The 25298-nt window shown below is 52.7% G+C and carries 19 protein-coding genes; 8 read left to right on the top strand and 11 right to left on the bottom strand.

Going from position 1 to position 25298, the window contains the following annotated elements; genetic code table 11:
• Positions 1–11: 11 nt before the first annotated feature.
• Positions 12–1763 (bottom strand): ABC transporter permease, encoded by a 1752-nt coding sequence (locus RFN81_RS00360; RefSeq protein ID WP_264497292.1) that lies wholly within the window; start codon positions 1761–1763, stop codon positions 12–14.
• A gap of 24 nt (positions 1764–1787) precedes the next feature.
• Positions 1788–2783, bottom strand: coding sequence for an ABC transporter substrate-binding protein (locus tag RFN81_RS00365; protein ID WP_264497293.1), 996 nt, complete (start codon positions 2781–2783; stop codon positions 1788–1790).
• A gap of 197 nt (positions 2784–2980) precedes the next feature.
• Between RFN81_RS00365 and RFN81_RS00370 the strand changes: the two genes are divergently transcribed.
• Positions 2981–3889, top strand: a complete 909-nt coding sequence (locus RFN81_RS00370) for a LysR family transcriptional regulator (RefSeq protein ID WP_264497294.1) — start codon at positions 2981–2983, stop codon at positions 3887–3889.
• Positions 3890–4111: 222 nt separating this feature from the next.
• Positions 4112–5023 carry an EamA family transporter gene (locus RFN81_RS00375; RefSeq protein ID WP_264497295.1) on the top strand — a complete coding sequence of 304 codons (912 nt, stop codon included), beginning with the start codon at positions 4112–4114 and terminating at the stop codon, positions 5021–5023.
• Between the two features lie 373 nt (positions 5024–5396).
• On the opposite strand, the gene eat is transcribed toward RFN81_RS00375, so the two are convergent.
• Positions 5397–6758, bottom strand: coding sequence for an ethanolamine permease (eat, locus tag RFN81_RS00380; RefSeq protein ID WP_264497296.1), 1362 nt, complete (start codon positions 6756–6758; stop codon positions 5397–5399).
• A 257-nt stretch (positions 6759–7015) separates the two neighbouring features.
• Between eat and RFN81_RS00385 the strand changes: the two genes are divergently transcribed.
• From RFN81_RS00385 to RFN81_RS00405, 5 genes are all read left to right on the top strand, one after another.
• Complete coding sequence (locus tag RFN81_RS00385; RefSeq protein WP_264497297.1) at positions 7016–8023, top strand: phosphotransferase enzyme family protein; 1008 nt, start codon at positions 7016–7018, stop codon at positions 8021–8023.
• Positions 8024–8219: 196 nt separating this feature from the next.
• Complete coding sequence (qhpR, locus tag RFN81_RS00390; protein ID WP_264497298.1) at positions 8220–9278, top strand: AraC-like transcriptional regulator QhpR; 1059 nt, start codon at positions 8220–8222, stop codon at positions 9276–9278.
• Positions 9279–9512: 234 nt separating this feature from the next.
• Entirely contained in the window at positions 9513–10664 is a 1152-nt protein-coding gene (locus tag RFN81_RS00395) for an adenylate/guanylate cyclase domain-containing protein (RefSeq protein ID WP_264497299.1), read from the top strand.
• A 389-nt stretch (positions 10665–11053) separates the two neighbouring features.
• Positions 11054–12346: a dicarboxylate/amino acid:cation symporter gene (locus RFN81_RS00400; protein WP_264497300.1), complete on the top strand. Its 1293-nt coding sequence runs from the start codon at positions 11054–11056 to the stop codon at positions 12344–12346.
• A gap of 446 nt (positions 12347–12792) precedes the next feature.
• The gene (locus RFN81_RS00405; protein ID WP_264497301.1) at positions 12793–14322 is read left to right on the top strand and encodes a M16 family metallopeptidase; all 1530 of its coding nucleotides are present in this window, start codon (positions 12793–12795) and stop codon (positions 14320–14322) included.
• Positions 14323–14361: 39 nt separating this feature from the next.
• On the opposite strand, the gene RFN81_RS00410 is transcribed toward RFN81_RS00405, so the two are convergent.
• Both RFN81_RS00410 and yhjD read right to left on the bottom strand, forming a co-directional pair.
• On the bottom strand, positions 14362–15294 hold the full coding sequence (locus RFN81_RS00410; protein WP_264497302.1) for a sugar kinase: 933 nt from the start codon (positions 15292–15294) through the stop codon (positions 14362–14364).
• A gap of 167 nt (positions 15295–15461) precedes the next feature.
• The gene (gene yhjD / locus RFN81_RS00415) at positions 15462–16478 is read right to left on the bottom strand and encodes an inner membrane protein YhjD (protein ID WP_264497303.1); all 1017 of its coding nucleotides are present in this window, start codon (positions 16476–16478) and stop codon (positions 15462–15464) included.
• Between the two features lie 127 nt (positions 16479–16605).
• On the opposite strand from yhjD, the gene RFN81_RS00420 reads away from it, so the two are divergent.
• Positions 16606–17808 carry an MFS transporter gene (locus tag RFN81_RS00420; protein WP_264497304.1) on the top strand — a complete coding sequence of 401 codons (1203 nt, stop codon included), beginning with the start codon at positions 16606–16608 and terminating at the stop codon, positions 17806–17808.
• A 77-nt stretch (positions 17809–17885) separates the two neighbouring features.
• Here RFN81_RS00420 and RFN81_RS00425 read toward each other — a convergent pair whose 3' ends face one another.
• The 6 genes from RFN81_RS00425 to RFN81_RS00450 form a co-directional block, all read right to left on the bottom strand.
• On the bottom strand, positions 17886–18590 hold the full coding sequence (locus RFN81_RS00425; RefSeq protein WP_264497305.1) for a DUF2931 family protein: 705 nt from the start codon (positions 18588–18590) through the stop codon (positions 17886–17888).
• Positions 18591–18643: 53 nt separating this feature from the next.
• On the bottom strand, positions 18644–19351 hold the full coding sequence (locus tag RFN81_RS00430) for a DUF2931 family protein (protein WP_264497306.1): 708 nt from the start codon (positions 19349–19351) through the stop codon (positions 18644–18646).
• Positions 19348–21342 (bottom strand): T6SS phospholipase effector Tle1-like catalytic domain-containing protein, encoded by a 1995-nt coding sequence (locus RFN81_RS00435; RefSeq protein ID WP_264497307.1) that lies wholly within the window; start codon positions 21340–21342, stop codon positions 19348–19350. The genes RFN81_RS00430 and RFN81_RS00435 overlap by 4 nt, the downstream gene beginning before the upstream one ends.
• Positions 21342–22139, bottom strand: a complete 798-nt coding sequence (locus RFN81_RS00440; protein ID WP_264497308.1) for a DUF4123 domain-containing protein — start codon at positions 22137–22139, stop codon at positions 21342–21344. The genes RFN81_RS00435 and RFN81_RS00440 overlap by 1 nt, the downstream gene beginning before the upstream one ends.
• Entirely contained in the window at positions 22136–24163 is a 2028-nt protein-coding gene (locus tag RFN81_RS00445) for a type VI secretion system tip protein VgrG (protein ID WP_264497309.1), read from the bottom strand. Before RFN81_RS00445 ends, RFN81_RS00440 begins: the two co-directional genes overlap by 4 nt.
• A gap of 466 nt (positions 24164–24629) precedes the next feature.
• Entirely contained in the window at positions 24630–25196 is a 567-nt protein-coding gene (locus RFN81_RS00450; protein ID WP_264497310.1) for a DcrB family lipoprotein, read from the bottom strand.
• Positions 25197–25298: the final 102 nt, after the last annotated feature.

The following is a 25298-nucleotide window of genomic DNA, read 5'->3' on the forward strand; positions in this document are numbered from 1 at the left end:
TCATAACAAAATCAATGTGGGCGCTGGCTGCTCAGTAAGGTGCGAAAGTGATAGCGTAAAAGCCCATTGCAGATCAGGATGATAAAGGTAGTTATGCCCCCGGCGATAAACACGGCGGCGGTGGAATAGCTGTAGTTACCCTCTTCAAACGCACGGCTGATCAATGTTGGCAAGACGCGAAAACGTGGGGGTTGTAATATCGCATTGATCGCGAGATCAAATACGCTGCTGCCGAAGCTGGTCAACGTGGCGGAAATCACGGCAGTAAGAATTAACGGCAAAACGATAGTACGCAGGCGACGCATTAATCCGGCTCCCTGCAACATTGCCGCTTGTAGCTGACTGGCGGGGATTTGCGACAACGCGCCGAGCAGGATACGCACAGCTACCGGTATCGCCGCTGCGGAGGTCGCCACGATCAGAATGATTGGGCTGCCATAAATATTCAGGTGCAACTGTGTCGCCAGTGGAGAATTCCAGACAAAAATGAAGCCAATACCCAGGATGACTCCGGGGATCGCCATGGATAAGGTGCAAACAATTTCAATTAACGGGTTAAATCGCGACTGCGTAAAGGTCAATATATAGGCAGCAAAGAAAGCAACGAGGGTGCTGAACAGTGCTGAAACCGCCGCTATGGTTAATGAGTGTGTCGCGGCGTCAAAAAAGGGCGCGTCAAAACCCAACAGATATTGGTAATGGCCGAGTGTCAGATTATCGATATGCAGCCCATCCCATATATTTTCCATCAGTGAAACCGTCAAACTCGTTAATAATGGAATCCCCAGCGCAATAAGCAAAATAATGCCGACCACCAGACTACAGAGCCGAGGATACGGGCTGACTTGCTGGGTTTCCGGTTGGGAGCGGCTGGTAAGAAAGCGAGCATGAGTATGCCGCAGCAGCCAGAAATACAGACTGAGCGCAAGGAACAGGATCAATGCTAAATAACATGCCAGAATGCCCGCTAAATCAAAGCGAATAGGGCTGAAATTGATAGCCGCATAGATCGTATAAGGCAGCGTCGGGAACCGGTAGCTGGTGGCCAGCGCAGAAGGGAGGCCAAAATCACCTAGCGTATCGACAAAGACCAATAATAATCCGGAGATAATCGCCGGAATTAATAAAGGCAAGCGCACAGTATATAGGGTGCGCATTGCGGTCGCTCCAGAGAGGCGCCCGGCGTGAATTAAATCTTTCATACTCCATTGTAAAGCGGCAGAGATAGAGAGGTAGGCGAGGGGAAAGTTTTTGAAACTCATGATGAGCACTAATCCCCAAGGGGAGAAGACAATTTCTGACGCCAGATTGCTGCCGGACAATTGATAAAAAAAACCATTGCGGCTGGCAAACAGAATCCAGCCTTGTGCGATCACGAAGGACGGTAAAATCAGTACCAGCCAGACGCAGGGCTCAATAAACCTGGCGCCGGGAAAGCGATATTGATGACGTAGTAAAGCCAGCACCGCCCCTAGTAAACCGCCAATGACCGCGCTGCCAGTTGCCAGAAACAGGCTGTTTTTTAACGACGTCATCCATAATGGTCGCTCAAACAGCGACAGCAGCGTTGCCGGCCGATATTGGTCGATATTAGCGGGAAGAAAGCCTCGCGCCACAACAGCGGCCATCGGCAAAATAATGAGAATGGCAATAACCAGCACGATCAGCAGCCCTAACCCACTTTCGGTACGAAAGCGCCGCCAGCGCGAAATCTGCCACTTAGCCGGTGCTATACTGTCGTCTAAAGAGGAACGATCCATCATGATTCAGATGACTCTATGAGTAAATTAGCGGGCTGATTGATCGGAAAACCAGGTTTTGATTTGGTTTTCCTGCGCAGAGGCCTCTGCCACCGGCATGAAATTGTACGCGCTGTCGCTGGCTGGCCCGTTCGCGCTTTCGGTGACTGAACGAACCGTGGGTTTAAATAGGCCATCAGCGCCGCCTTTATCGATCAGGAACTGCTGGGTTTTTGCCTCAAGCATCCAGTTAACAAATGCTTTCGCGTTATTGGCATGTACAGTTTTGGCTTGGATACCCAGAGTACGAATAGTCGCTGGCACACCGGTTTTCGGCCAGATGATCTGCATGTCTGGCTGTTTCTTTTTCAGGGTATACGCATTTTGCGAAGTCAGTAGGGCGGCAGAAAGCTGTCCTGACTGTAGGGCACGAGCGACGGGGGCGTTAGTTCTTAGAATTTGTATCTGATTATCAAAAAGTTGGCTAAAGAATTGTTGTGCGCGATCCGTACCCCATTGATGGAACAGACCTGCGACACAAGGATAGGCTGGCGCGGCAATAGCCGGATCGGCCATCCCAACTTTTCCCTTTAACGCCGGGTTCAATAAATCTTGATAGCCTTGTATCTTCACCCTCGCGTCGGGACGCTGAACAATCACGCAGGATGCCGAGATACCTACAGGAAAATAGGCGCGGCTTTTGGGCATTAATTGCTTCCCTTCGTCAGTTAATTGCGACTCATTACTGACCTGCACATTAGTTAATAACTGTTTTTTCTTCTCCAAATTATATAAAGCATAATCACCGCCATACAGAAGTAAATCCCATTGTGGATTAGACTCTTCTGCGGCAATGCGTGCTAATAATTCGCCGCCGGACATTTTCACAACATCGATTTTAATACCGGTATCTTTTTCAAATTGCTGGCCAATAATATCTTCAAAATCATTAGTGTAGAGTGTCAAATTCTCTGTGGCGAGCGCCTGGGAGACGCTGGTACTCACGAGCGTGATAAATAATAAAGCGGAGAGTTTTTTCTTCATTTTATTCACCTTGTATTACTATTATGAAAAATACCGACTTCTCTGGATGAGGTGCGTTGATATTATCAAAACACAGATGGGTGACAAGCCAACGCAGTGTTGAAAGACTTGTGAAATTTTTTCTCAATTAATGTAATTAAAATGACACGTTTCATTGTTATGTTAAAAAGTTTACTGCGTAGGTTTGGATATGATTTATGTTGTCAAAATTAAAAAATAATTCTATCACTAATATCACCTCATTTATTTACGCGGTTAAGTGCCAGAATTTTAGCGAAGCGGGGCGTCAACTCGGCATGTCGGCTTCAGCGATAAGTAAAAATGTGGCGCAGTTGGAAAAAAACCTTAATATTCGACTTTTACGCCGTTCCACGCGGAGCCTGCAATTGACCGAGGTTGGGGGGCGAGTTTATGAGCGATACCTTAACGTATTAAATTTACTGGACGAGATCGAATCGGAAGTTACTGATTCAGCTGAAAAATTAAGTGGTAATATCTGCCTGCATTTACCTCGTGTATACGGTGGTCGTTCGATCATTCCCCGACTAAAGCATTTTTCACAACGTTACCCAGGTGTTAATTTTGATATCCGCTTAAGCGACAAGCCGTGTAATCTGATTAATGAGGGGGTGGACGTCGCCGTGCAGATTGGAACCATCGCTGACAGCAGTATGATTGCCAGAAAAATAGACACAGAGCAGCGCATTACCTGTGCTTCTCCTGATTATATTGAACGATACGGTGAACCTATGCATCCGGATAAATTACATCAACATCAGTGTCTGATATATCGTTCGCAATTAACTGGGAGGTTGAATAAATGGCATTATCGTGTCGCTCAGGTAATAAATGAATATTTACCCCCTACACATTTTTATATTGATGAAGGCATGGGGCTTGTGCGTGCGGCGGATAGCGGTATGGGAATTATCCAGTTGCCTTATAATATGGTTGCCCGTTCTTTGACGGCGGGTCGGCTCATTGAAATCCTGAAACCGTTCCGACCAGATAAAACCGATATCTGGTTGGTCTACGCCGACAGGCGTTTGTTACAGCCTCAGGTGCGCGCGTTAATAGAACACTTACTTATCGATGATGGAGAGTAAGCGTAATTTTCACCGACAGATCTGAAAAACCGTACGCAGCAATCTATTGCTCTGGTATCTGCATTTTACCTCACTGCCACGATGTATATAGTGGTTTATTACGCATATTGATGTTAATGCGCCATTTTTATCCGCAACCATAATGATCTTTTCTTATCTTTTTTTCTGTTTTATGCGTACTTTGAGCAAGAAGTTTACGATGTTTTTATGTAGGGGATGAGGATGTCGTTGAAAGATGCGCTGCTAGCGCTTTGTGTTGTGGTGTTATGGGGCGTAAATTTTGTGGTGATTAAGGTTGGATTGAACGATATGCCGCCCTTTTTATTGGCAGGTTTGCGCTTTTCTTTGGTGGCAATTCCAGCGATTTTCTTTATTCCTTTTCCGCGAATTCCCCTCAAATGGCTGCTTGCTTATGGCATGACGATTAGCTTTGGCCAGTTCGGTTTCTTGTTCCTTGCTATCAAATTAGGGATGCCTGCGGGAATTACCTCGCTGGTGTTGCAAGCTCAGGCTTTCTTCACCCTGCTGGTTGGCGCGATCTTCTTGTCGGAAACGCTACGCTGGAATCATATTGTTGGCATTCTTGTGGCCGCGCTAGGGATGGTGGTGCTGGCAGAAGGGCGCACGGCGCTGCAAATGTCCTCCGGTATGACCACCACCACGCTGCTGCTGACGCTGGCGGCGGCGCTGTCATGGGCGGTCGGTAACATCGTCAATAAAGTTATCATGAGCAAAAACAGTGATGTACGTATCATGTCGCTGGTGGTGTGGGGCGCACTGGTGCCTGTCGTGCCGTTTTTCATCAGTTCCTGGCTGTTCGAAGGCAGGGACGCAATTGCCCAAAGTTTAACGACGATCCAACTGCCGACGATATTATCTCTGGTTTATCTGGCATTTGCGGCCACCATCATCGGCTACGGGATTTGGGGAAACCTGCTGGCCCGCTACGAAACCTGGCGCGTGGCGCCCTTGTCGCTGTTGGTGCCGGTGGTTGGGCTGGTCAGCGCCGCCGTTTTTCTTGGCGAATCGCTCTCGCTGCTGCAAATCATGGGGGCGGTGTTGATTATGGTCGGCCTACTGGTGAATGTGTTTGGTACGCGGTTACGTTCATGGCGACCTGTGCGGCAGTCGTGAAGTGTCGTGGGCGGGAATGTTATTACGTTTAATGCCGTTGGCGTAGTGAGGTTGCTAGGTTGTATCCCTTAATTTAACAACCGCTTCAAATATAACCTGATCGTTTCCAGTTTAAGCATACTCAGGTAGTTTCTGGCTATTTTTTCCGAGCGCGTTATTCAAGGGATAACATAGAAACAATTTGGTAGATTGCGCTGGAAAAGCGAGTTTATGAGAATGTAAATAATGTTCATTCTCATTTTCAGATAAGCCGGCAGCTAACGATAGCGGAAGAGGGAATAATTCTGTGCTTTATCATTGGATTGCCGCTATAGGGCAACCCAATGTTGAGGTGAGTGAGCGTTAATCGATTTTAGGTTAACGCCCCCAAATGTTATTTCATGTCGGCGATAAGCGGTTCAAGTAGCGTTTTCCGCCGTGTCTTGGTGGTGAGAAAATAGAGGTAGCCGAGCACCATGAAGGTGCAGAATAGCCCGCCGATCATGGGGTTAAACCAGAGCATGGCTATCAGGCAGATAATGGCGCAGAGCAGTGCAAAGGCAGGGATGAGCGGGTAACCGGGCGCCCGGTAGCTGCGTGCCATATTGGGTGCGCTGCGGCGCAGGCGGAACAGGCTTAACATGCTCATGATATACATGACGATGGCGCCGAAAACCGCCATGGTGATCATGGCGGCGGTCAGGCTCATTCCCTGGAGATTCACGCCATCGCAAAAGATGGCCGCAATCCCGATTGCGCCGCCAGCCAGAATAGCGCGGTGCGGCGTGTGGAAGCGGGATAGTTTGGCCAACCCCGGTGGTAGATAGCCCGCGCGTGCTAATGCGAAGAACTGGCGAGAATAGCCCAGAATAATGCCGTGGAAGCTGGCGATTAGGCCGAATAAGCCAATCCACACCAGCATATGCATCCAGTTGGAGTTTTCCCCGACGATGAGCTTCATCGCCTGCGGGAGTGGGTCGTTGAGGTCGGAGAGTTGTCGCCAATCACCCGCGCCCCCAGCCATCAACATGACGCCGATCGCCAATACCACCAGCGTCAGGATACCGCTGACGTAGGCGCGTGGTATGGTGCGTTTCGGATCTTTCGCCTCTTCCGCCGCCATTGCCGCGCCCTCGATGGCGAGAAAAAACCAGATCGCGAACGGTATCGCCGCAAATATGCCGGAAATCGCACTGGACGAGAATTCATGTTGTCCCGCCCAGCCGTGGGCAACGAAGTTGCTCAGGCTGAAACCTGGTGCCACGACGCCCATGAACACTAACAGTTCCATGACGGCCAGCAGCGTGACGACCAGCTCAAACATCGCCGCCAGTTTCACACCGAGAATGTTGAGTGTCATGAAGATCAGGTAGGCGCCAACGGCGGCGATTTTGGGATCCAGCTCGGGATATTGCACGTTCAGGTACGCGCCTATCGCCATCGAGATGGCCGGCGGAGCGAAAACAAACTCAATGAGCGTCGCCATACCCGCAATTAATCCGCCCAGATCGCCGAACGCCAAACGGCTATAGGCGAAAGGGCCACCGGCATGTGGAATGGCTGTGGTCAGTTCGGTAAAGCTAAAAATGAAACAGGTATACATCGCAGCGATAAATAGCGTAGTCACCAAAAATCCCAATGTCCCCGCGACGCCCCAACCGTAACTCCAGCCAAAATATTCGCCGGAAATGACCAATCCTACCGCTATGCCCCATAAATGCAGGGCGCCCAGTGTGGGCTTAAGTTTGCTCGTCATTATGCTATCCCCGTCAGTCTGTTCATGGTTATTCGGGGCTGGCGCTGCGGCCCCTTTGGCTTGTTTAGCGATAATGCCCACGCTTGCTAGCGGAAAACTTGACGCTGTCGTACTGAATGCTGTGTGCTGAGGTCAACTTTTGTGAGGGACATTGCCGCAGCGCATTCCGGAGTCAAATTGGCGTTACGGCGCGTCAAGTTTCCAGGCCCGGCACACGCCATGCTGAATGCTCATTGACTTGTGTCGGAGTGGGAACCATGAGCGCTAAACAATATGACACCTTGAGCCACGCAGAAATTACGTCACTGGCGCAGCGGGCACTGGCCTGCTATCCGGCGGCGTTACAGGGGGAATTGCGGCTGTTGTGCCGCTCGGAAAATGCGACATTTCTGGTGACAGCGGCGGGTAAGCACTATGCGCTGCGGCTCCATCGCAGCCATTATCATCAAAAAATGGAAATCGAGAGCGAACTGCTGTGGCTAGATGCGCTACGTGAGACGGGAATTATCGTGCCGGAAGCGATACGTGATGCGCGTGGGGAACGCGTGCAGTCGTTAAATCTAGCGGATGGATCTTGTCGCTATGCCGTGCTGTTCCACTGGATTGATGGCGAGATGCCGACCACCAGCATTGATCCGCGTGCGTTCCGCCAATTGGGGGAAATTACCGCGCACCTGCACCAACATAGCCGCCAATGGCATAAGCCCGAGGGTTTTCAGCGCATTATCTGGGATCATCATACGATGGTGAGTGAGCAGAGCCACTGGGGAGACTGGCGTGACGCGCCAAACCTACCGCTTGCCGCATACGGCGTGATTGAGGAAGCGATTGATCGCATAGGTAGAGAGATGGCGGAATTTGGTAAAGCGCCGCACCGGTATGGGTTGATTCATGCCGATTTGCGCCTGACTAACCTGCTGCTGCATCACGGTGAAACGCGCGTGATCGATTTTGACGATTGCGGGATGGGGTGGTATTTGCACGATCTGGCGGCGGCGATCAGCTTTGTTGAGCATCATCCGCGTGCGGCGGAGTGGGTCGAAAACTGGCTGAAGGGGTACGAACGCGTGGCGCACGTCAGCGATGAGGAACTGGCGCTGTTACCGACGCTGCTGATTCAACGGCGCATCCAGCTTACCGCGTGGGTAGGATCGCACGCGCAAACCGAGATGGCGCAGAGTCTTGGGCCGGATTGGGCGCAGCACAGCGTACGTCTGTGTCGGCGGTATCTGGAAACTCACGATTTGCCGCTTGGCGTGGCATGAATGCACCACAGGCGTGCAGTTTGCGCCAGAGTAGACCTGTTGTGTTGAAAAAAGTCCTATAACCCATTGATTTCCCGTTATTACAAGCTGGTACGAAATTTGCTGTAACTATGCTGGTAGTAAACATGCTGATAGTAACTTGCCGATCGTTTTATTACCCGTTGGCGGATAGCGTGATATGGCGAGGTGAAAGACAATGGAAAATGCGATGTATGCGTCAGTACTGAACGCGGCATCCTCCTGCCACTGTGGTGTGTTGGCGGCGGCGGCGACCGGGCTTGGCGATTTTATTCATGATAATGGCGGCGATGCCGATCGCATCTTCGGCATCAGCGGCGTCGATCCTGAACGGCTTGCCAGCCCGACGCTTAGCCTGGGGCTGGTGAATTATTGTCGCGTTATGGAGGAAGCGGCGCGTCATTCGGGCGTTGATAATTTCGGTTTACGCTACGGCAAGCAGTTTAAACCGCAGTCATTAGGCCTGATCGGTTACATCGGTTTATGCTCGGAGACGTTGGAACAGGCGCTGCATAATGTGGTGCGGGCGTTTCCCTGCCATCAGCACGATACGCTAACCCGTATGGTAGATAAGGGCGACTGCTGGCGGCTGGATTATCAGGTGCGGCACGGGGCTATTTTACACCGCCGTCAGGATGCGGAACTGACGCTGGGTATGTTCCTCAACCTGATTCGTCATGTGTTGGGCCGCCATTGGGCGCCGCGTGAAGTGCATTTTGAGCACCCGCGCCCAGAAATGTGGCATGAACACTGTAAGGTTTTTGATGCGCCGGTGTACTTCGACCAGCCGTACAATTCGCTGTTTATTCCCAAGCAGCAATTAACCCGCGCTATGCCGGAGCGCGATATGACGCTATTAATGGTGATGCAGGATGCCATCCGCCGTCTGAATGAAACGTCGCCGCAGCAAAGCATTGTCGACCAGGTGCGCACGCAGGTGCATTTGTTATTGATGCAGAAAGAGCCAACGTTGGAGGAGGTGGCGGAAAAAGTCGGCTTGTCCAGTTGGTCGCTACAACGCCGCCTGCGGGAAGAAGGACTCAGTTTCTCTCTGTTAGTCGATAAGTTGCGTTGTGAAATGGCGACGCACTACCTGCAACAAAAACAGCTGCCGATTTCGGAAATGGCGCTGTTGCTCGGCTACTCTGAGGTGAGCGCGTTTTCCCGCGCGTTCCGACGCTGGTTCGGCATTAGCCCACGCCAGTGGCGTAAGGGAGATTCCCTCAATCTTTCCTAGTGTTGAAGACGCTTTCCTGATAATCAACGCCTCTCTTATCGATTTCCACCTCGCCTTGTGGGGCGGGGTTTTTATGGCACACCTGAGATAAATAACAGAGAGCCATCTATTCTCTTCTTCCTGTCCTTATACAGCGATGCTGGCTTATGCGAGGGAGATCTCCTATTCTGAGGCGGCATAACGGATCGACGGAGAAAGCGCTTGCGGCTCAGACGTTCATTAACGATTAAACAGATGACAGCCGTGTCAGCAGTGGCACTGGTGACGATTTGTCTATTTATCGTCATACAGCTCTTTCATTTCGTTCATCAGCGCCGTGATGATTATGCTAGGCAACTAGAGGTCATCGGCTATTCGGTGCGTCAACCGCTGACGGAAGCGGTGCTGCAAGGGGAGGTGCAGCGGGCGGGTCATATTCTGGATAGCCTGGTGCCGGCCGCTTTTTTAAGCCGGGCGGATGTCCTATTGCCTGATGATTTCCAAACGCTACACGCTGATTTTCCACAGGAACGCCCGGTGCCGGCTTGGATCGCACGGATCTTTAAACTGCCGATCCGCATCTCAATTCCGCTCTATTCGCCGCCGCAGACACACTATTCCGCACCGTTGGCGCATCTGGTTTTACAAGCGGATTCCTATCAGATGTACCAATTTATCGTCAGTACGTTTTCTACCATGCTGGCGACATATTTACTTTTGGCGCTAACAATGTCGATTGCGATCACCTGGTGCATAAACCGACTACTGATACATCCACTGCGCGGAATTATTGTCGAGCTACAGGATCAACCGCCAGAGGCGATACTGCATCGTCCGCTCACACTACCAGACTGGCATCGAGATGATGAACTCGGCGCGCTGGTGCGCAGCTATAATCGTAATCAACAACGGCTGGCGCAGTCTCTTCGTGTTGGCGATATCGACGCGAAACTGTCGGACAAGGCGCATTTTATGTGCTGTCTCGAACAGCGCCTGGTCGATGCGACGCCGTTTTGCCTGCTGGTTTTCGGGCTGCATCCCTCTGCCAGCCGACATGGCGATGCGCTGGCGCTGGACGAACGTTTTCGTGTGATGATAGAGGAACGAAACGACGCTGAATTACGCAATTGGGTTCGACTGGATGGCGATGAATTTGCCTTTATCGGGACAGCGCTGCAATCGGTTGGACAGGCGCGGGATTGGGCACAACATGTGATCCTGGCGATGACACCTACCCACTCACCTACAGATCCCCAGCCCGAACGTGTGATCAGCGCGGGAATTGTTACTATTACCGAGCCACAGCCGGGAGCGGCGGCGTTACTGTTGTCACAGGCTCGTTTTGCCATGCAACTGGCGCGGCGTGCTAACACTGACGGTATCCACTGTTTCACCGTATCTTCCTGATTATTGACCTTGGGTATGCCTCCCGTTCGGTGTGCGGCGATAGAGCGATGTTGGATAAATACTATTTTGTGGTGAATGCTATTTCATAGCGGAAATTCCTAACGCGGTCATCTTCTCAGGGTAGGGTGTTTGGGGCCTTTCGTCATATTTCGCTTTGCTCGCGTCCTTTCATTTCATTGAGAAATGTGCATCTGTTGCAATTAAATTGCGCAATGGTTTCTTTTTAGTATTCGCTGACGTGATTCAGCTCTTATTTTTAACTCTTTGTTCACAAACTAAACTTATAAAACATTCTCAGCTTGTTATTGCAATGTTATTTTCCGCAGCAACTACAGGGGCATTTTCGTACCTGATTCCCTCCTGTGTTTTCCCCAAGATAGGACGCGTGTATGAAAACATCAATTTTTAAAAGCCTTTATTTTCAAGTCCTTGCTGCTATCACGATCGGGATACTGTTGGGGCATTTCTACCCGCATCTTGGCGAGCAAATGAAGCCCCTCGGCGACGGATTTGTTAAATTAATTAAAATGATTATTGCGCCGGTGATCTTTTGTACGGTGGTAACCGGCATCGCAGGAATGGAAAGTATGAAGTCGGTAGGGCGTACCGGAGCCGCTGCCCTCGTGTATTTTGAAATCGTGAGTACGATCGCGCTGATTATCGGTCTGGTCATTGTTAACGTCGTGCAGCCGGGCGCAGGCATGAATATCGATCCGAGTACGCTTGATGCGTCGGCAGTAGCGGTTTACACCCAGCAGGCTTCGCAGCAGGGCTTGATTCCGTTCCTGATGGATGTGATCCCGGTCAGCGTGGTTGGCGCGTTTGCCAGCGGCAATATCTTGCAAGTCTTGCTGTTCGCGGTCATGTTCGGTTTTGCGCTACATCGCTTAGGGCCAAAAGGCAAAGTGATGTTTGATGTTATTGACAGTTTCTCCAAAGTTATTTTTGGCGTCATCAATATGATCATGAAGCTGGCCCCCTTGGGAGCCTTCGGTGCCATGGCTTTCACCATCGGGAAATATGGTGTTGGTACGCTGGTGCAATTGGGACAATTGATTCTCTGCTTCTATATCACCTGTGTTCTGTTTGTGTGTCTGGTTCTGGGCAGTATTGCCAGAGCGACGGGTTTCAGTATTTTCAAATTTATTCGCTACATTCGTGAAGAACTCTTGATTGTGTTAGGTACGTCCTCTTCAGAGTCCGTGCTGCCACGTATGTTAGAGAAGATGGAAAAGGTCGGTTGTAAAAAATCCGTCGTTGGTCTGGTGATCCCTACCGGCTACTCGTTCAACCTGGATGGCACCTCCATCTATCTGACCATGGCGGCGGTGTTCATCGCACAGGCGACCAACAGCCATATGGATATCTGGCATCAGATCACCCTGCTGGTGGTTTTGCTGCTGTCTTCTAAAGGCGCCGCGGGCGTGACGGGTAGTGGGTTCATCGTACTGGCTGCAACCTTGTCCGCCGTGGGACATTTACCGGTTGCGGGTCTGGCGTTGATTCTGGGGATTGACCGCTTTATGTCAGAAGCCCGTGCGCTGACCAACCTGATTGGCAACGGCGTTGCAACGATCGTCGTTGCGAAATATTGCCGCGAGCTGGATGAGAAGAAACTGGCTACGGTGTTGTCTGGCAATAATAAGAACGACGATACGGTTACAACGACGACGCAGCCTTGATGCGACTCGTCGTCACATCATCGTAGCAATCAGGTAAAGTGGCCCCACGATGTTCTGCACCGAGGGGCCACTTACGCCCGCACTTTACGTTATCGTACCCAGAATAAAACACGTTATCGTACCCAGAATAAAACGGGGAGTTTTCCCCTAAATTTCCCTTCTGCTAAAGTAAAAATCTTGTTAAATAAGATTATTTTACTTTTTTTGTCGAATATTTTTGCCTACCGGAGTGACATAGACCAAAGCGCGCGGTCTAAGGGAATGGTACACTTCGCGTCTTCCGTTTTTCCGTGAAATATCCACGAGAGTGTGCGGTGGCAGACGCAAGGCCATCATAATGATTAACAATAACCACATAGTAGAGCCTATCCCAGTAGGCGTAATTGGCAAGTAAACTCGCCCTAATGGGATAGGGTCTATGTTGGATAGTCATAGTAGGGGTTCACATGCAGGGCACCAAAAAGGCGCTTTTCGTTGGCGGTTTGTTGCTGGCTATCATCGGCAACGTGCAGGCTGAAGCACTCAAGCCCGATCCCGCCTGGCAGCAGGGTAAACTGGATAATGGTTTCGCCTGGCAGTTGTTAACCACGCCACAGCGTCCCGGCGATCGGGTTGAATTACGTCTCGTTGTTAACGCAGGGTCGTTGTTAGAAAACGCCCAGCAAGTGGGTTTCGCGCATTTTCTTTCCCGTTTGGCGCTAGTGTCCGGCGAGACATCGTCTACCGCCCAGATCCCCTCCCTATGGGGGCCGGAAGCTAACCGCGCACGCGAACTGCCTCCGGCAATGGTTTCATATGATTTTACGTCGTATAACCTGAGCTTACCGAATAATCGCCCGGAATTGCTAAAAGACGCGCTGACATGGCTGGCGGAACGTGCAGGACTAATGACGTTCGATGAAAAAAACCTGCAAGCCGCGCTAAAGGTGACGAAGCTAGTGGGAACCTTTCCGTCCAACCCGCAGGATCCGAGCTGGCGCTACCGTCTGAAGGGGTCTCCGTTGCTGGCGCACGACCCTGCTCAGGACGTCAAGCCGCCGCTGAATGGCGAGCAACTTCAGCAATTTTATAAAACCTGGTATACGCCGGATGCGATGACGCTTTATATCGTCGGCCATGTTGATAGCCGTAGTGTGATTGAACAGATCGGTAAGGCTTTTTCCACCCTGGAAGGGAAACGCGAGGCGCCTGCGCCGGTACCGACACTCGGCCCGCTGCCACCACAGCCGATCAGCCTGATGAATGACCGTGTCCGGCAGGATACGCTGTCGCTAATCTGGGATGCGCCATGGCACCCAATCCATGAATCACAGGCGCTAATGCGCTACTGGTTAGGTGACATCGCGCGTGAGGCGATGTTCTGGCGTCTGCAACAGGCGTTGGAGAACAGTCCGTTGAAGGGCAACAATCTCCGTTTTGACTGTAATGTGTTTTACAGTCGTTCTCAGTGCGCGATTCATCTGGATGTGCCGAATAACGAGAGTGTGGAGTCGGGTGTTACATTTATGGCGCGTGAGTTGGCGATGCTGCGTGAAAAAGGCTTAACGCAGCCCGAGTTTGATACGCTGATTGCGCGTAAGACCGATGAGTTGAAAAAACTCTTTGCTACTTATGCCCGAACAAGCACGGACATCCTGATGGAGCAGCGTTTGCGTTCCCAGCAAAATGGCGTCGTGGATATCGCCCCGGAGCAGTATCAGACGCTTCGTCGGCATTACCTGTCCACGCTCACCTTAGCGATGTTGAACCAGGAACTGCATCAGCAGTTGGTTCAGGATACGTCACTTATGCTTATTCAGCAGCCAGGCGAACCTGAGGTGAATATGGCGGCGTTACTGGAAACCTACAATCGGACGATGGCGCCACCTTCTGAACCCGTTAGCGAAGTCTCCGCGGCCCCTGAAGGCACGAATTCTTCCGCGCCGCCTAAAGCGCCGGAAGGGGCGACAATACAGGAAACGGTTCCCGCGCAATAAACTCACAAGGCCGCGGCTTGCGGCCTTGTGATGCCAGGCTTACGCGGGCATGGCCGCCAGTGGGATAATCGCGCCGCGGTGCTGGATGACCGTGCTGGCTGTTAAGTGACCACGCTGTGCGGCTTCCCGCGTGCTGCCGCCATTCAGGCGTACCGCCAGATAACCTGCACTGAAAGAATCGCCCGCCGCAGTGGTATCAATGACCTTCTCTTTGGGGAGTTTAATCGCCGGGACGTCGACCCGCGTGTGGCCACGTTCTGAAACGATGCAGGAATCGGAGCCGCGTTTAATGACGACTTCGTTTACGCCCAACCCGTGCGTCCGATCCAACACGGCGTCTAGCGGCTGCGTACCCCACAGCATGTCTTCGTCATCCAGCGTCAGAAAGGCAATATCCGTACAAGAGAGCATGTCAGTGTAAGCCTGTTGCGTTTCTTCCTTGCTCTGCCACAAGCGCGGACGATAGTTATTATCAAATATCACTTTACCGCCATTGGCCCGGCAAGCGCGCAGCAGTGTGAGGAGGCGCTGACGGCTGTCAGCGTTCAGAATCGCCAGGCTGATCCCGCTCAGATAGAGTGCGTCAAAGTGCGTCAGCGCCTCGATGATACCCGGGGCTTCCGGGGTGTCCAGCCAATAGCGAGCCGCGGCGTCGTTACGCCAGTAGTAGAACGTGCGTTCCCCAGTGTCATCGGTTTCAATGAAGTATAAACCGGGGAGTTTGTCGTCCAACCGTTGAATCAGGTCGGTTTTTACCCCTTCTTGTTGCCAGGCGGCAACCATCTCGGTGCTGAAGCTATCGGTGCCGAGCGCGGTGACGTAATGTACGCCTAGCTTATCGGCATCGACCTGGCGGGCAAGATAAACCGCGGTGTTTAGCGTATCGCCGCCAAATCCACGGTTAAGATCCGTGCCCTTCTGCGACAGTTCGATCATGCACTCGCCGATTACGGCAATGTTAGTAGTTGTCATCACTTTTAGCCTGTTTGAAAAAGTACCTGCAACGCGAATAATTTAGGGTATTGGAACGCGGAAATTAGCGTCAGTCTCATCATTCCGCGAGACCGAGTCAATAGTTTTGAAACGATGTTTTATTTTTTTATGACGCAGATCGGAAAACCATAAGTTTCGCCGCCTGTCTAGCGATCCGCAGGCGATGAGGTCTCGTCTTCTTTCTGGTCTGTAGCGGTATCCCCTTGATAATCAGCTGTTGCGATCCAGGCGGCGCAAAAGAGTGTGAGACGTGCGAAGAAATAGAAAAATGCCATCAGGCCAATGACCGAACCAAACGCCGCGCCGGAAGGCGAACTGGCCAGTTTAGGCAGCGAGACCGTCATGGCGAACTTAATGATTTCAAAGCCAACAGCCGCGAGCAGCGTACCGCGCAAGAGTGCCTTGCGCTTGGGTTTATGGCGCGGTAATACGAAGAATATCCACAGGAATAAGAGATAGTTGGCAAAAATGGAGATAGATAGCGCAATCAGCGTCAGCGCCGGGCGCAACCATTCAATGCCTTCCAGACCCAGCGCGGTCACAATCCTATGCTGTGCGGTGCCTGCAACTGAGGTCAGGAACAGTGTAACGATTAGCGCAATGACCAGCCCAGTCAGCGACAGGAAATCGCGCGTGTACTGAAAATAAATCTTCTCTTCATCTTTCGGGTTGCGTTCCCATACATCGCGCGATTGGGCGCGAATCGCTTCGCGTAGGTTTCCCATCCAACTGACGCCAGAATAGAGTGCGATCAACAAACCGGTCAACCCGACGGTGGTACGCTGCTGTATCGCCGTGTTAACCGTATTTTTCAACGTATTGGCCAGATTAGGATCGCTGATGCTATTGACGATTCGGTTAATCAACTCCGTTAATAGATCGGGGTTAGAGGCCAGGACGAAGCCCACCGCGGCAAAAGACACCATGAGAATCGGGATCAGCGACAGAAAGGAAAAGTAGGTTATCGCCGCACCAAACTGGTTACCCATGCGATCGTTGAAACGTTCGCCTGCGCGAATGAGGTGCGCCACGCAGGGGATCGCTTGAATACGGGCGACCAGACGCTTACTTTTGTCCAGAAGCGAGCCGGATCGCGGAGGCGCAATATGCTCTTCAGGCGGTGACGACGGTTGCTGACGTTCCGGTTCTGCCGGTACAGGCATTGCGTTTCTCCTGGGTTCGAGATTAACTGTGGGGTAGAAATGTGATTATAACCAACAATAGTAGAATGTGACTTTTCAATATTTTTTGAACCAATGTCATATCCAGCGATTAAGTGAGCCAATTTTCATGCCGACACCTTCCCCATCTGAACCCGCGCTCAGCGGCCTGCGATTGAATTTGCGCATTGTCTCGATTGTCGTGTTCAACTTTGCCAGCTACCTAAATATTGGCCTGCCGTTGGCGGTGCTACCGGGTTACGTACACGACCACCTTGGTTTTAGCGCCTTCTGGGCAGGGTTGGTGATCAGCCTGCAATACTTCTCTACGCTATTGAGCCGCCCACAGGCGGGCCGTCGCGCCGATGAAAACGGGCCGAAGAAAGTCGTTGTCTGGGGACTGGCTGGCGTGATGTTGAGCGGCGTGTTTTACCTGTTGGCCGCCTTTAGTGAGGCTTCGCCAGTGATTACGTTGCTACTATTATGCTTGGGGCGCGTGGTTCTGGGTGCCGGGCAGAGTTTTGCCGGGACGGGGGCAACACTCTGGGGCGTCGGCGTGGTAGGTTCCCGCCACATCGGGCGGGTGATTTCCTGGAATGGCATCGCGACTTATGGCGCAATGGCGATTGGCGCGCCGCTCGGCGTCTGGATCAACCATGTTGGGGGATTAAAACTGCTATCCGCGTGCATTATCCTGAGCGCGGCGATAGCGATAGCCTTCGCGCTACCGCGTCCGGCGGTGCAGGTCGCGCCGGGGAAAAAGATCCCCTTTCGCGACGTGTTGGGGAAAGTCTGGGTTTACGGCATTATTTTGGCGGTAGCCTCTGCGGGCTTTGGTGTGATAGCGACCTTTATCACGCTGTTTTATGCTGACCGGAACTGGGATGGTGCTGCACTGACACTGACTATTTTCAGTTGTGCCTTCGTCGGCGCGCGGCTGGTATTTCCTAACAGCATTCAGCGATTTGGCGGGCTACGCGTGGCGATGGCGTGCTTTGTGGTGGAAACCGTAGGGTTATTGCTGGTGTGGGGGGCAACCTTACCGCTGATGGCGGAGGCCGGTGCGTTCCTCACCGGAGCCGGTTTCTCTTTGGTATTTCCGGCATTGGGTGTGGTCGCCGTTAAGGCCGTCTCACCACAGAATCAGGGCAGCGCGTTGGCAACCTATACGCTATTTCTCGACCTGTCGCTAGGCATTGTCGGGCCGGTAGCGGGCGTGCTGATGGGCTACACCGGCATTGCTTCTATTTATCTGGCCGCTGCGCTTATGGGGCTATGCGGCCTGGCGCTGACGTGGCGGCTGGCCCGGCGCACGGCGGAAGGTTGCAGTTAGCCTTAATTGCGCATTAAAACATCATGCCTCCTGATTGCCGATGATAGGCCGTCGTTCCTTGCTGTGATGAGCACCCATTACCTTATCGGATGTTGGTCGGTTTTAGGTTGGTTGGCGCGGTAGGCATCCATGATCGGTGCCCAGTCCATCCCGATTGGGATAGGATGTTGTTTAAATAGCTCGCCGTACTCTTTGTCGAAATCATCAATGCCGTATTGTCTTGCTACTGGTACCTTTTTATCATACCAATCATCGGTGACTTCTTCGGCAATACCACGGTCAAGCAAAAGGTCTGGTTTGACAAGTAGCCTATCGGCTTTCAATAGCACTTCATAATAACCGCCGGGTGCCAGGCCGAAATAGAGCCAGCTACGTTGGTCAATGTGCTTGCCAATCTGGTAGCGTTGTTGCATTTGCTGGGCCAGATTGGCGGGCAAATCAACCGTAATACGGTAGCGTTTGCGATCGTAGAAGGAGACCATTTCTATCGCTGCCTTGTCAGGGACGGGAACCCCCTCGGTAGGTAGCCCACCGCCCCCAGCCCAGTAGTAACGTTTACCTGTAATCCGATCGCTCAATAGTCCGCCAGCTCCGCCGCCAGCCTCACGATCGGAATAAACGAGCTTCCCCTCACGATAAAACTCTGTGCGAGTATTGTTAGTGATATCAATATTGCTGCCTGTCCCATAACTCCAGCGAACGTGAGCCAGTGAGTTCGGGGTTGAGCAGGCGACCAGTGAGACACAAAGTCCTACTGCGATAATAAAAGATCTCAACATCATGCCTCCTGATTGCCGATGATAGACCGCTGTTCCTTGCTGACGGTGAGAAACCATTACCTTATCGGATGTTGGTCGGTTTTAGGCTGGTTGGCGCGGTAGGCATCCATGATCGGTGCCCAGTCCATGCCGATTGGGATAGGGTGTTGTTTAAACAGTGCGCCGTACTCTTTGTCGAACTCAGCCCAACGTTTTTCATATTGTTTTTCCAAGGGTATGACCTTATCTTTCCAATCATCGGTGACCTCTTCGGCAATACCACGGGCAAGCAAGAGGTCTGGACTGACGCCAAGTAAATCCCCAAACAATAGCACCTCATAATAACCGCCGGGGGCCAGGCCGAAATAGAGCCAGTTACGTTGGTCGATGCGTTCGCTGAGCTGATAACGCTGCTGCATTTGCTGGGCCAGATTGGCGGGCAAATCAACCGTAATACGGTAACGCTTGCGATCGTAGAAAGAGACCATTTCTATTACCGCACGATCGGGAACTGCCATCCCCTCTACAGGCAAACCGCCACCGCCTGCCCAGTAATAACGCTTTTCCGTAATACGTTTTACGCTGGCACCTGGACCGACTCCGCCCCCTGGATAGCCGCCAATAAATGCCCCGTTACGATAAAACTCGACGTTGGTTGTCCAAATTTCATCAATATTGCTGCCCGTCCCATAACTCCAGCGAACGTGAGCCAGTGAGTTCGGGGTTGAGCAGGCCACCAGTGAGACACAAAGTCCTACTGCGATAATAAAAGATCTTAGCATCATGCCTCCTGATTGCCGATGATAGACCGTCGTTCCTTGCTGACGGTGGTTTCCTGTTGGTGGGTGCCCGCCGGATTAGCGATGCCCTGATTGCTGGCGCTGCGATGCACATAATCGCGGCGCAGTGCCCGGTAAGCCACAGTAGAGAGTTGCTGTCCCAGATTCTTTATCACGCCTTTTTCCGTTGCAGCTAAAGCCCACAGTTCATCCAGTTTGGCCAGATTAACCGCCGGTAGCTTAGCGGCTAGAGATTCCATGGACACTAAAGGATCTTTGGGATCCCACACCTTAAACGGCACCCCAGCCGCGCGCCCGGCCTCCGCCATCATATGTAGCGGAATACGTGAATACTCGCCTTCCACCACGCGGTTCATCACCACCTCAACATACACGCCCTTTTTCGGCCACACATCATCCTTGCCGCGTCGCCGGATAAACGAATAGGGGATCAAACTGATGGATCCCATAGGAGGTGTCGCCGCACGCGGCAAATGCGGGTGAAGGCGATCCACCCAGCCCTGCGCAATTTTCTCCTCAGCATAGGCGCGGGCTTGGCGGTAGGCGCGGCTTTCCGTGTCCGGTGTTGTCGCCGCTTCTTCGCTCATAAAGCGCTCCAGCTCAAGGCACTCGGTCAGCGCCGGGTCGCTGTTAGGGTTACGCAGGCTCCAGCGGCTGTAATACCCGCCGCCGATATCCGAATGCGCGCCCGGCAGCGCCAGCTCGGTAAAATTTGGCGGGATGCTGGTGCCGATAGCCGTGGGCGTGATACGCGTTAAGGGGAAGTGCTTCCGCACCTCATCCAGTGCGGTTAAATGCACTACCCGTTCGGCGCAATCATCCTGCAAGCGGATAGTGAGACTGGGATGGTACGATGAAGCCACCGTATCAAAAATCCCGACAAAGGTGATACGTACGTCTTCCCGATTGGCCCAGTCAAACCCCGCCTTCAGCCGGATCGTGGGGGCATTGGCGATCGCCTGCACCAGCGGATGATCGGCCTTTTGGTCGATGACATTGACAAAATGGCGCGCCGCCGCCGCTCCACGACTAAAGCCAAACACATCGAAAACAATCCGGTGAATGCAGTCGATATTGGGCAGGGCTTCTCTTAAATCACGCTTAACTGCCGCCACAATTCCCTGCTCGCAGGCCTGATTGACCTTGCCAACGATAGAGGTATCTTCACCACCAAAATCGAGATCCAACCCTTTCGTTAACATATTGTCCGATCGGTATTCCAGTCCTTCGTTGCCTGCGACCGGGTCGCGCGTACCAATACCGCTGATATAAGCATGCGCACTTAACGTTTCACCACCGACTTTAAACTGTTCATAGAGTTTCCAGACATTGGTTTTATCATTCGCCGCACTGTCACTCACCGGAAGCCGCCCCATCTGGCAGCCACGCAGTTCTTTCTCTCGCTGTGCCGGATCGGCGCAGGTTTCCGCCAGCCATTGCTCTACCTTTTTCAGGCCCGACTCGGCGTTATAGGTGTTATTCCCCGTGCCATCGAAGAACACACCGATGCGCAGCACGTTGATCTGGTAGCCTTTGACTTCGATCACATAGGAATGGTTGGTAAAGAAACGGACGCTACCAGCCTGGCCTTCCTGATGCGCTTCCGGCAAGGGGGGCTCAGGTGCGGTCAGGCACAGGTCACCGGTGGTCGCCTTAATATGTTCACGCGGCGTTTCATCGTATCCGGCCTTTTCTGCCACATAGGTGGGGACGGCGCTTTGCCCTTCCTTTAATACTTCTCGTGATTGCGCCGCCTTAAGCCAGGGCTGTGTTTCCAGTTTGACGGATATCGGGCCAACCGCAAAACCCGATACGATGACCGGCCCAGCTTTGAGGGTGACCGTTGCGGATTTACCGGTCTCGTCGGTCAGTGTCGCTTTCAGCCCTGTGAACGAACGGTTGTGCTCATCGCGCACCTCAATTTCTATCCAGCAATCGTAATGTTCGCAGGGAATGCAGTAGGGATCGGCGGCCATTAGTTAACTCCTATTAATGCGCTATGCTGCGCCATCCAGTGGTTGACCTGCGCGAATTCAGCTTCGGTCAGCATCAGCGGCGCGCGAATACTCTCCAGAGGCAGACCAACCTGTAAGGTTAAGGCTCCGGCCACCACCCCATCGAGCACATCTTCCTGAAGCCTCTCCGTATTGGCTTGCCTGAGCACGGGCAAAATTGAGCCTGCCGGATCGGGGTGACGCGTCATCATATTCGTCATGCTCTGCCACAAACGCCGACGAAGAATATAGGCATGACGATTTTCGTCATACAGTGCCGCCAGATGATGTGAACGAATGTGAAACCAGGGGTGAGTTAACGGAGGATGAAATGGCGTATCAGGATGACGTGTAAACCCGTTTCCGCTGATCCAGATTCCACTACAGGGGCCCATAATGGCATCCTGTTCTTCAGGGCTCATCGCGCAGAACATCGGCAGAAAAATACGAGGTTCAGAGAAACGAAGCCAGACAGCTTCGCCCTCACGAATAGCCAATATCAGGCTTTGCCAGTGGTGGATCACGACATCAAGAGTGTGTTCACTGACCAGATAGAATCCCCTCAGATCGGGGGCGTCTGCCATGAATGCGGATGAAGGATTAGATAGCAGCCAGGGGCCGAGTGCCGCTTGTGCGTCGAATGGCGTTCCCGCAAAGAGGGGAAATGCTTCACCTTGGCTGAGTTTATAGAAACGGGCTACCGCTGCACGATCTCCCGCACCATCGACGATAGAAAAGCGCGCACCGCTATGCTGTGTTAGCCAGGTAGTCAGACTCATGCTTTGCCTCCCTTCTCAAGGGAGCAAGGCTTGACCAGCGGTGACATTGATTCCATGCTTTTATGAATAGCGGGTGCGGGTAGTGTCATCGGTGGAGCCGTCGGGACGGCAACACCGCCGGGCAGTATGGGACGCTGCCCGGCCCAGCCAGTGCCATGACCCGCGTTGCCCCCGGAGTTAATATTGATCTCTGGGCCAACGATGCTCACGCCGCTGGGATCGATCTTGACGAAGCTTCCCCCAACTTTCAGCGTCAGCTCCGCGCCCGCGTCGATAACCACCTTCGCCCCCGCTTTTACATGCACTTCCCTACCGGCCTCGACCAGTAGCGCTTGCCCCAGTTTCTGATGCATCGACATATCGACGGTCAGCGAGCAGTCTCCCTTGATATGATCACGTTTTTCGCTTTCGACCGTCAGGTGATCGTTGGCGTTGATGTGCGTCACCCGCTCGTTATCAATCTTCGTGTGGGCATCCTGTTTGATATGCCAGACAACATCGTTCTCAATCAGCGCATTGAGGTCTTTCTGCCCGTGAATATAGATCTCTTCCTGCCCGGCCTGATCTTCAAAGCGCAGTTCGTTAAACCCTTCACCTTGATGCGTCTTCGTGCGCAGGACAGTTCGCGTCTTGTGCGCGGGTAGGTCGTAAGGAAGTCGATTTGTCGCATGAAAGGTTCTGCCTGTCACAATCGGCTGGTCCGGGTCGCCTTCCAGGAAGCTGACGATGACCTCGTGGCCGATGCGCGGTATGGCGATCAGCCCGTACTGGCCGCCCGCCCAACCCTGACTGACCCGTACCCAGCAGGAGCTTTGGTCATTGCTGGCGCCGTAGCGGTCCCATGGGAATTGCAGTTTGATGCGGCCGTGCTCGTCGCAGTAGATTTCTTCTCCCGCCGGGCCGACCACGGTGGCGATTTGCGGGCCATCCACCATCGGCTTGTACGGCTGGTCGGCGCGCCAGGTACGTTTGGCACTGATGACCGCAAAACGGTTGCTGTAAGTGGTCGGTTCGCCGCCGCTTTCCTCTTCCAGCGCCTGCGGTTGTTGCCCGCTGTGCGTGATGGCGACCAGTTGCCAGCCGGTATTGAGTGTCGGGTTGGGGTGTTCGGTCAGTTGAAAGGTGCTGCCCGGCATCAACCCCGCGCAGTTGGATTCCCCTTCGCTCATTATCGCGCCCGAGCGCAGCGCGTCCAGACGGTAGCCACTGAACGCCTTGCCGCTCGGGTCTTGCTTATAGCGGCCCGGATAGTCGAAGTGCTGATAGCTCTCCCGCTGATGCGCCAGGTCGTTGCTCATCTTACGGTGCAGCAGGCCGTAGGCCGGGGTTTTGAAGCTGTAATCCTTGAGGGCCACCTCTGCCGTGCTGACCTGCTCGGCGTAGCGGAAGCGACGGACGTACTCGCCTTCGCTCAGGCCCTGTGTGGCGAGGTTGAAGAACAGTTCGGGGCCTTTGGCCAGCGCCCCGGCATCGTCGGCAAAGACCACGCGGTGCTTGCCCGCTTCAAATTCGTGGAAGAAATATAGCCCTTCCTCGGCGGCCAGTCGGGTGATAAAGGCTAAATCGCTTTCCCGGTATTGCACGCAATATTCCCGCGAGGCGTGGTCATAGCGTAAGGCAAAGGCATAATCGGTAATGCCGGACTCTTCCAGCAATGTGGCGATGATGGCTTCGGGTTTGTGCGCCTGAAAAATGCGGGCGTTGGTGCGTAACCCCAGTCGCCACAGCGCCGGGCGCACCTCGGCCTGATAGCGGGTGCGGCGAAAGCCGGTGTCGCCCTGCGTAAAGCCGCTGACGATACCGCTGACCCGGCGTTTGAGTTCGCCCTCATACCAGATGAGCAACTCGCACGGCTGGTCGAGTACCGCGCCAAAATCCACATCCGGTAATGCGCTGGCCAGACTGAGCGACAGGCCGAACGGGCGATTCAGCGCTTCGCTGAGCTGAAAATCCACCACGACAAACGCGCTTTCGGGCAGGGCGCCGACCTTAACCGTGAACTGTAATCCTGTACTGTTTGCCACTGATTTTCTCCTTATTATCCTTGTGTGGTTCTGCTCCAGAATGCCATCGCTCACCTGATGAAAAACGACACGTTAGATAAAATGCAAAACATTCAGGCTAAGCATGAGTCGGTGTGTTCACCACAAAAAATAAGCAGGGTGCGGGGTTAGACGATAGGCGGAATGAATGAGAACCTTCCCTGTGACCTCTTTGACATGAGTCCTGTAGCGAAATAATAGCGAGAGAAGGATAGCAGGTGAGGTAAAAACTCATCGTGCGTGGAAAGGAGTAAAATCGGGCTAATTAATTGATTAGCATTATAATAATTTTATTTTTAATTAAAAAGACATGGAAAGAGAGCCGATCTTGCTCTCTTGTTGGTATAAATAGGTCGGTGAGGCGGTGTTGCTCAGGTTAAAAGCTAAGCCGACAGGAGGGTAAATCCCCAATGAACTGGGGATTTTTCCGATGAAACGACTGATACTTTTATTTCAGCTTCAGCGTGTGGATGATGCCTTCCGCTTCGCTCTGTGCCTGCTGCTGGTCGCTAGCGGGGAGCGTAATTTGTAAGGTCAGCAATTGGTTGCCTACTTTGCCCAGCACGACCGAGGAGTAAGCCTGCTGTCCGCTGCTGGTGATGATGCTGTCGAGTTGTTGCAACTTTTTGCCATCGACGTCGATGGTTTTGTTGGTGATGACCTGGAGGTTGGCGTCACGCGTGCGCTGTTGATCTTCCAGGCGCTGCGCCAGCACGGTTAAGTCTTCTGTCGTGTCGTCGCCCAAAATAACGATGACGGCTTTCTGCCCGTTGTCGTTGGCGTAAACGTGCATATTGTTCGCCTGCGTGCCGACTTTCCCGCTTTGATCACGCATATTGCTCGGCAGAGTGAATGCAATCTTGCCATCCAATAATTCAATATTATGGCCTGCGCTGGCTTCTGCGGCAGGTTTATCTGGCGCACCGACTTTTGCGGCGTCATCTGTTTTGCCATCACAGGCGGCAAGCAGGCTGACCAATAAGCCGATACCGAGGTATTTGACTATCTTCGACATGGGTTCCCTCTTTCTCGTTTTGCAACAGATCGTCTTTTTAAACAGGTAACAACAGTAAGTATGGCACGCTATTCAGATCGCAAAAACAAGCATTTTGTTGTT

This window comes from Pectobacterium cacticida, assembly GCF_036885195.1.
Taxonomy (GTDB): domain Bacteria; phylum Pseudomonadota; class Gammaproteobacteria; order Enterobacterales; family Enterobacteriaceae; genus Pectobacterium; species Pectobacterium cacticida.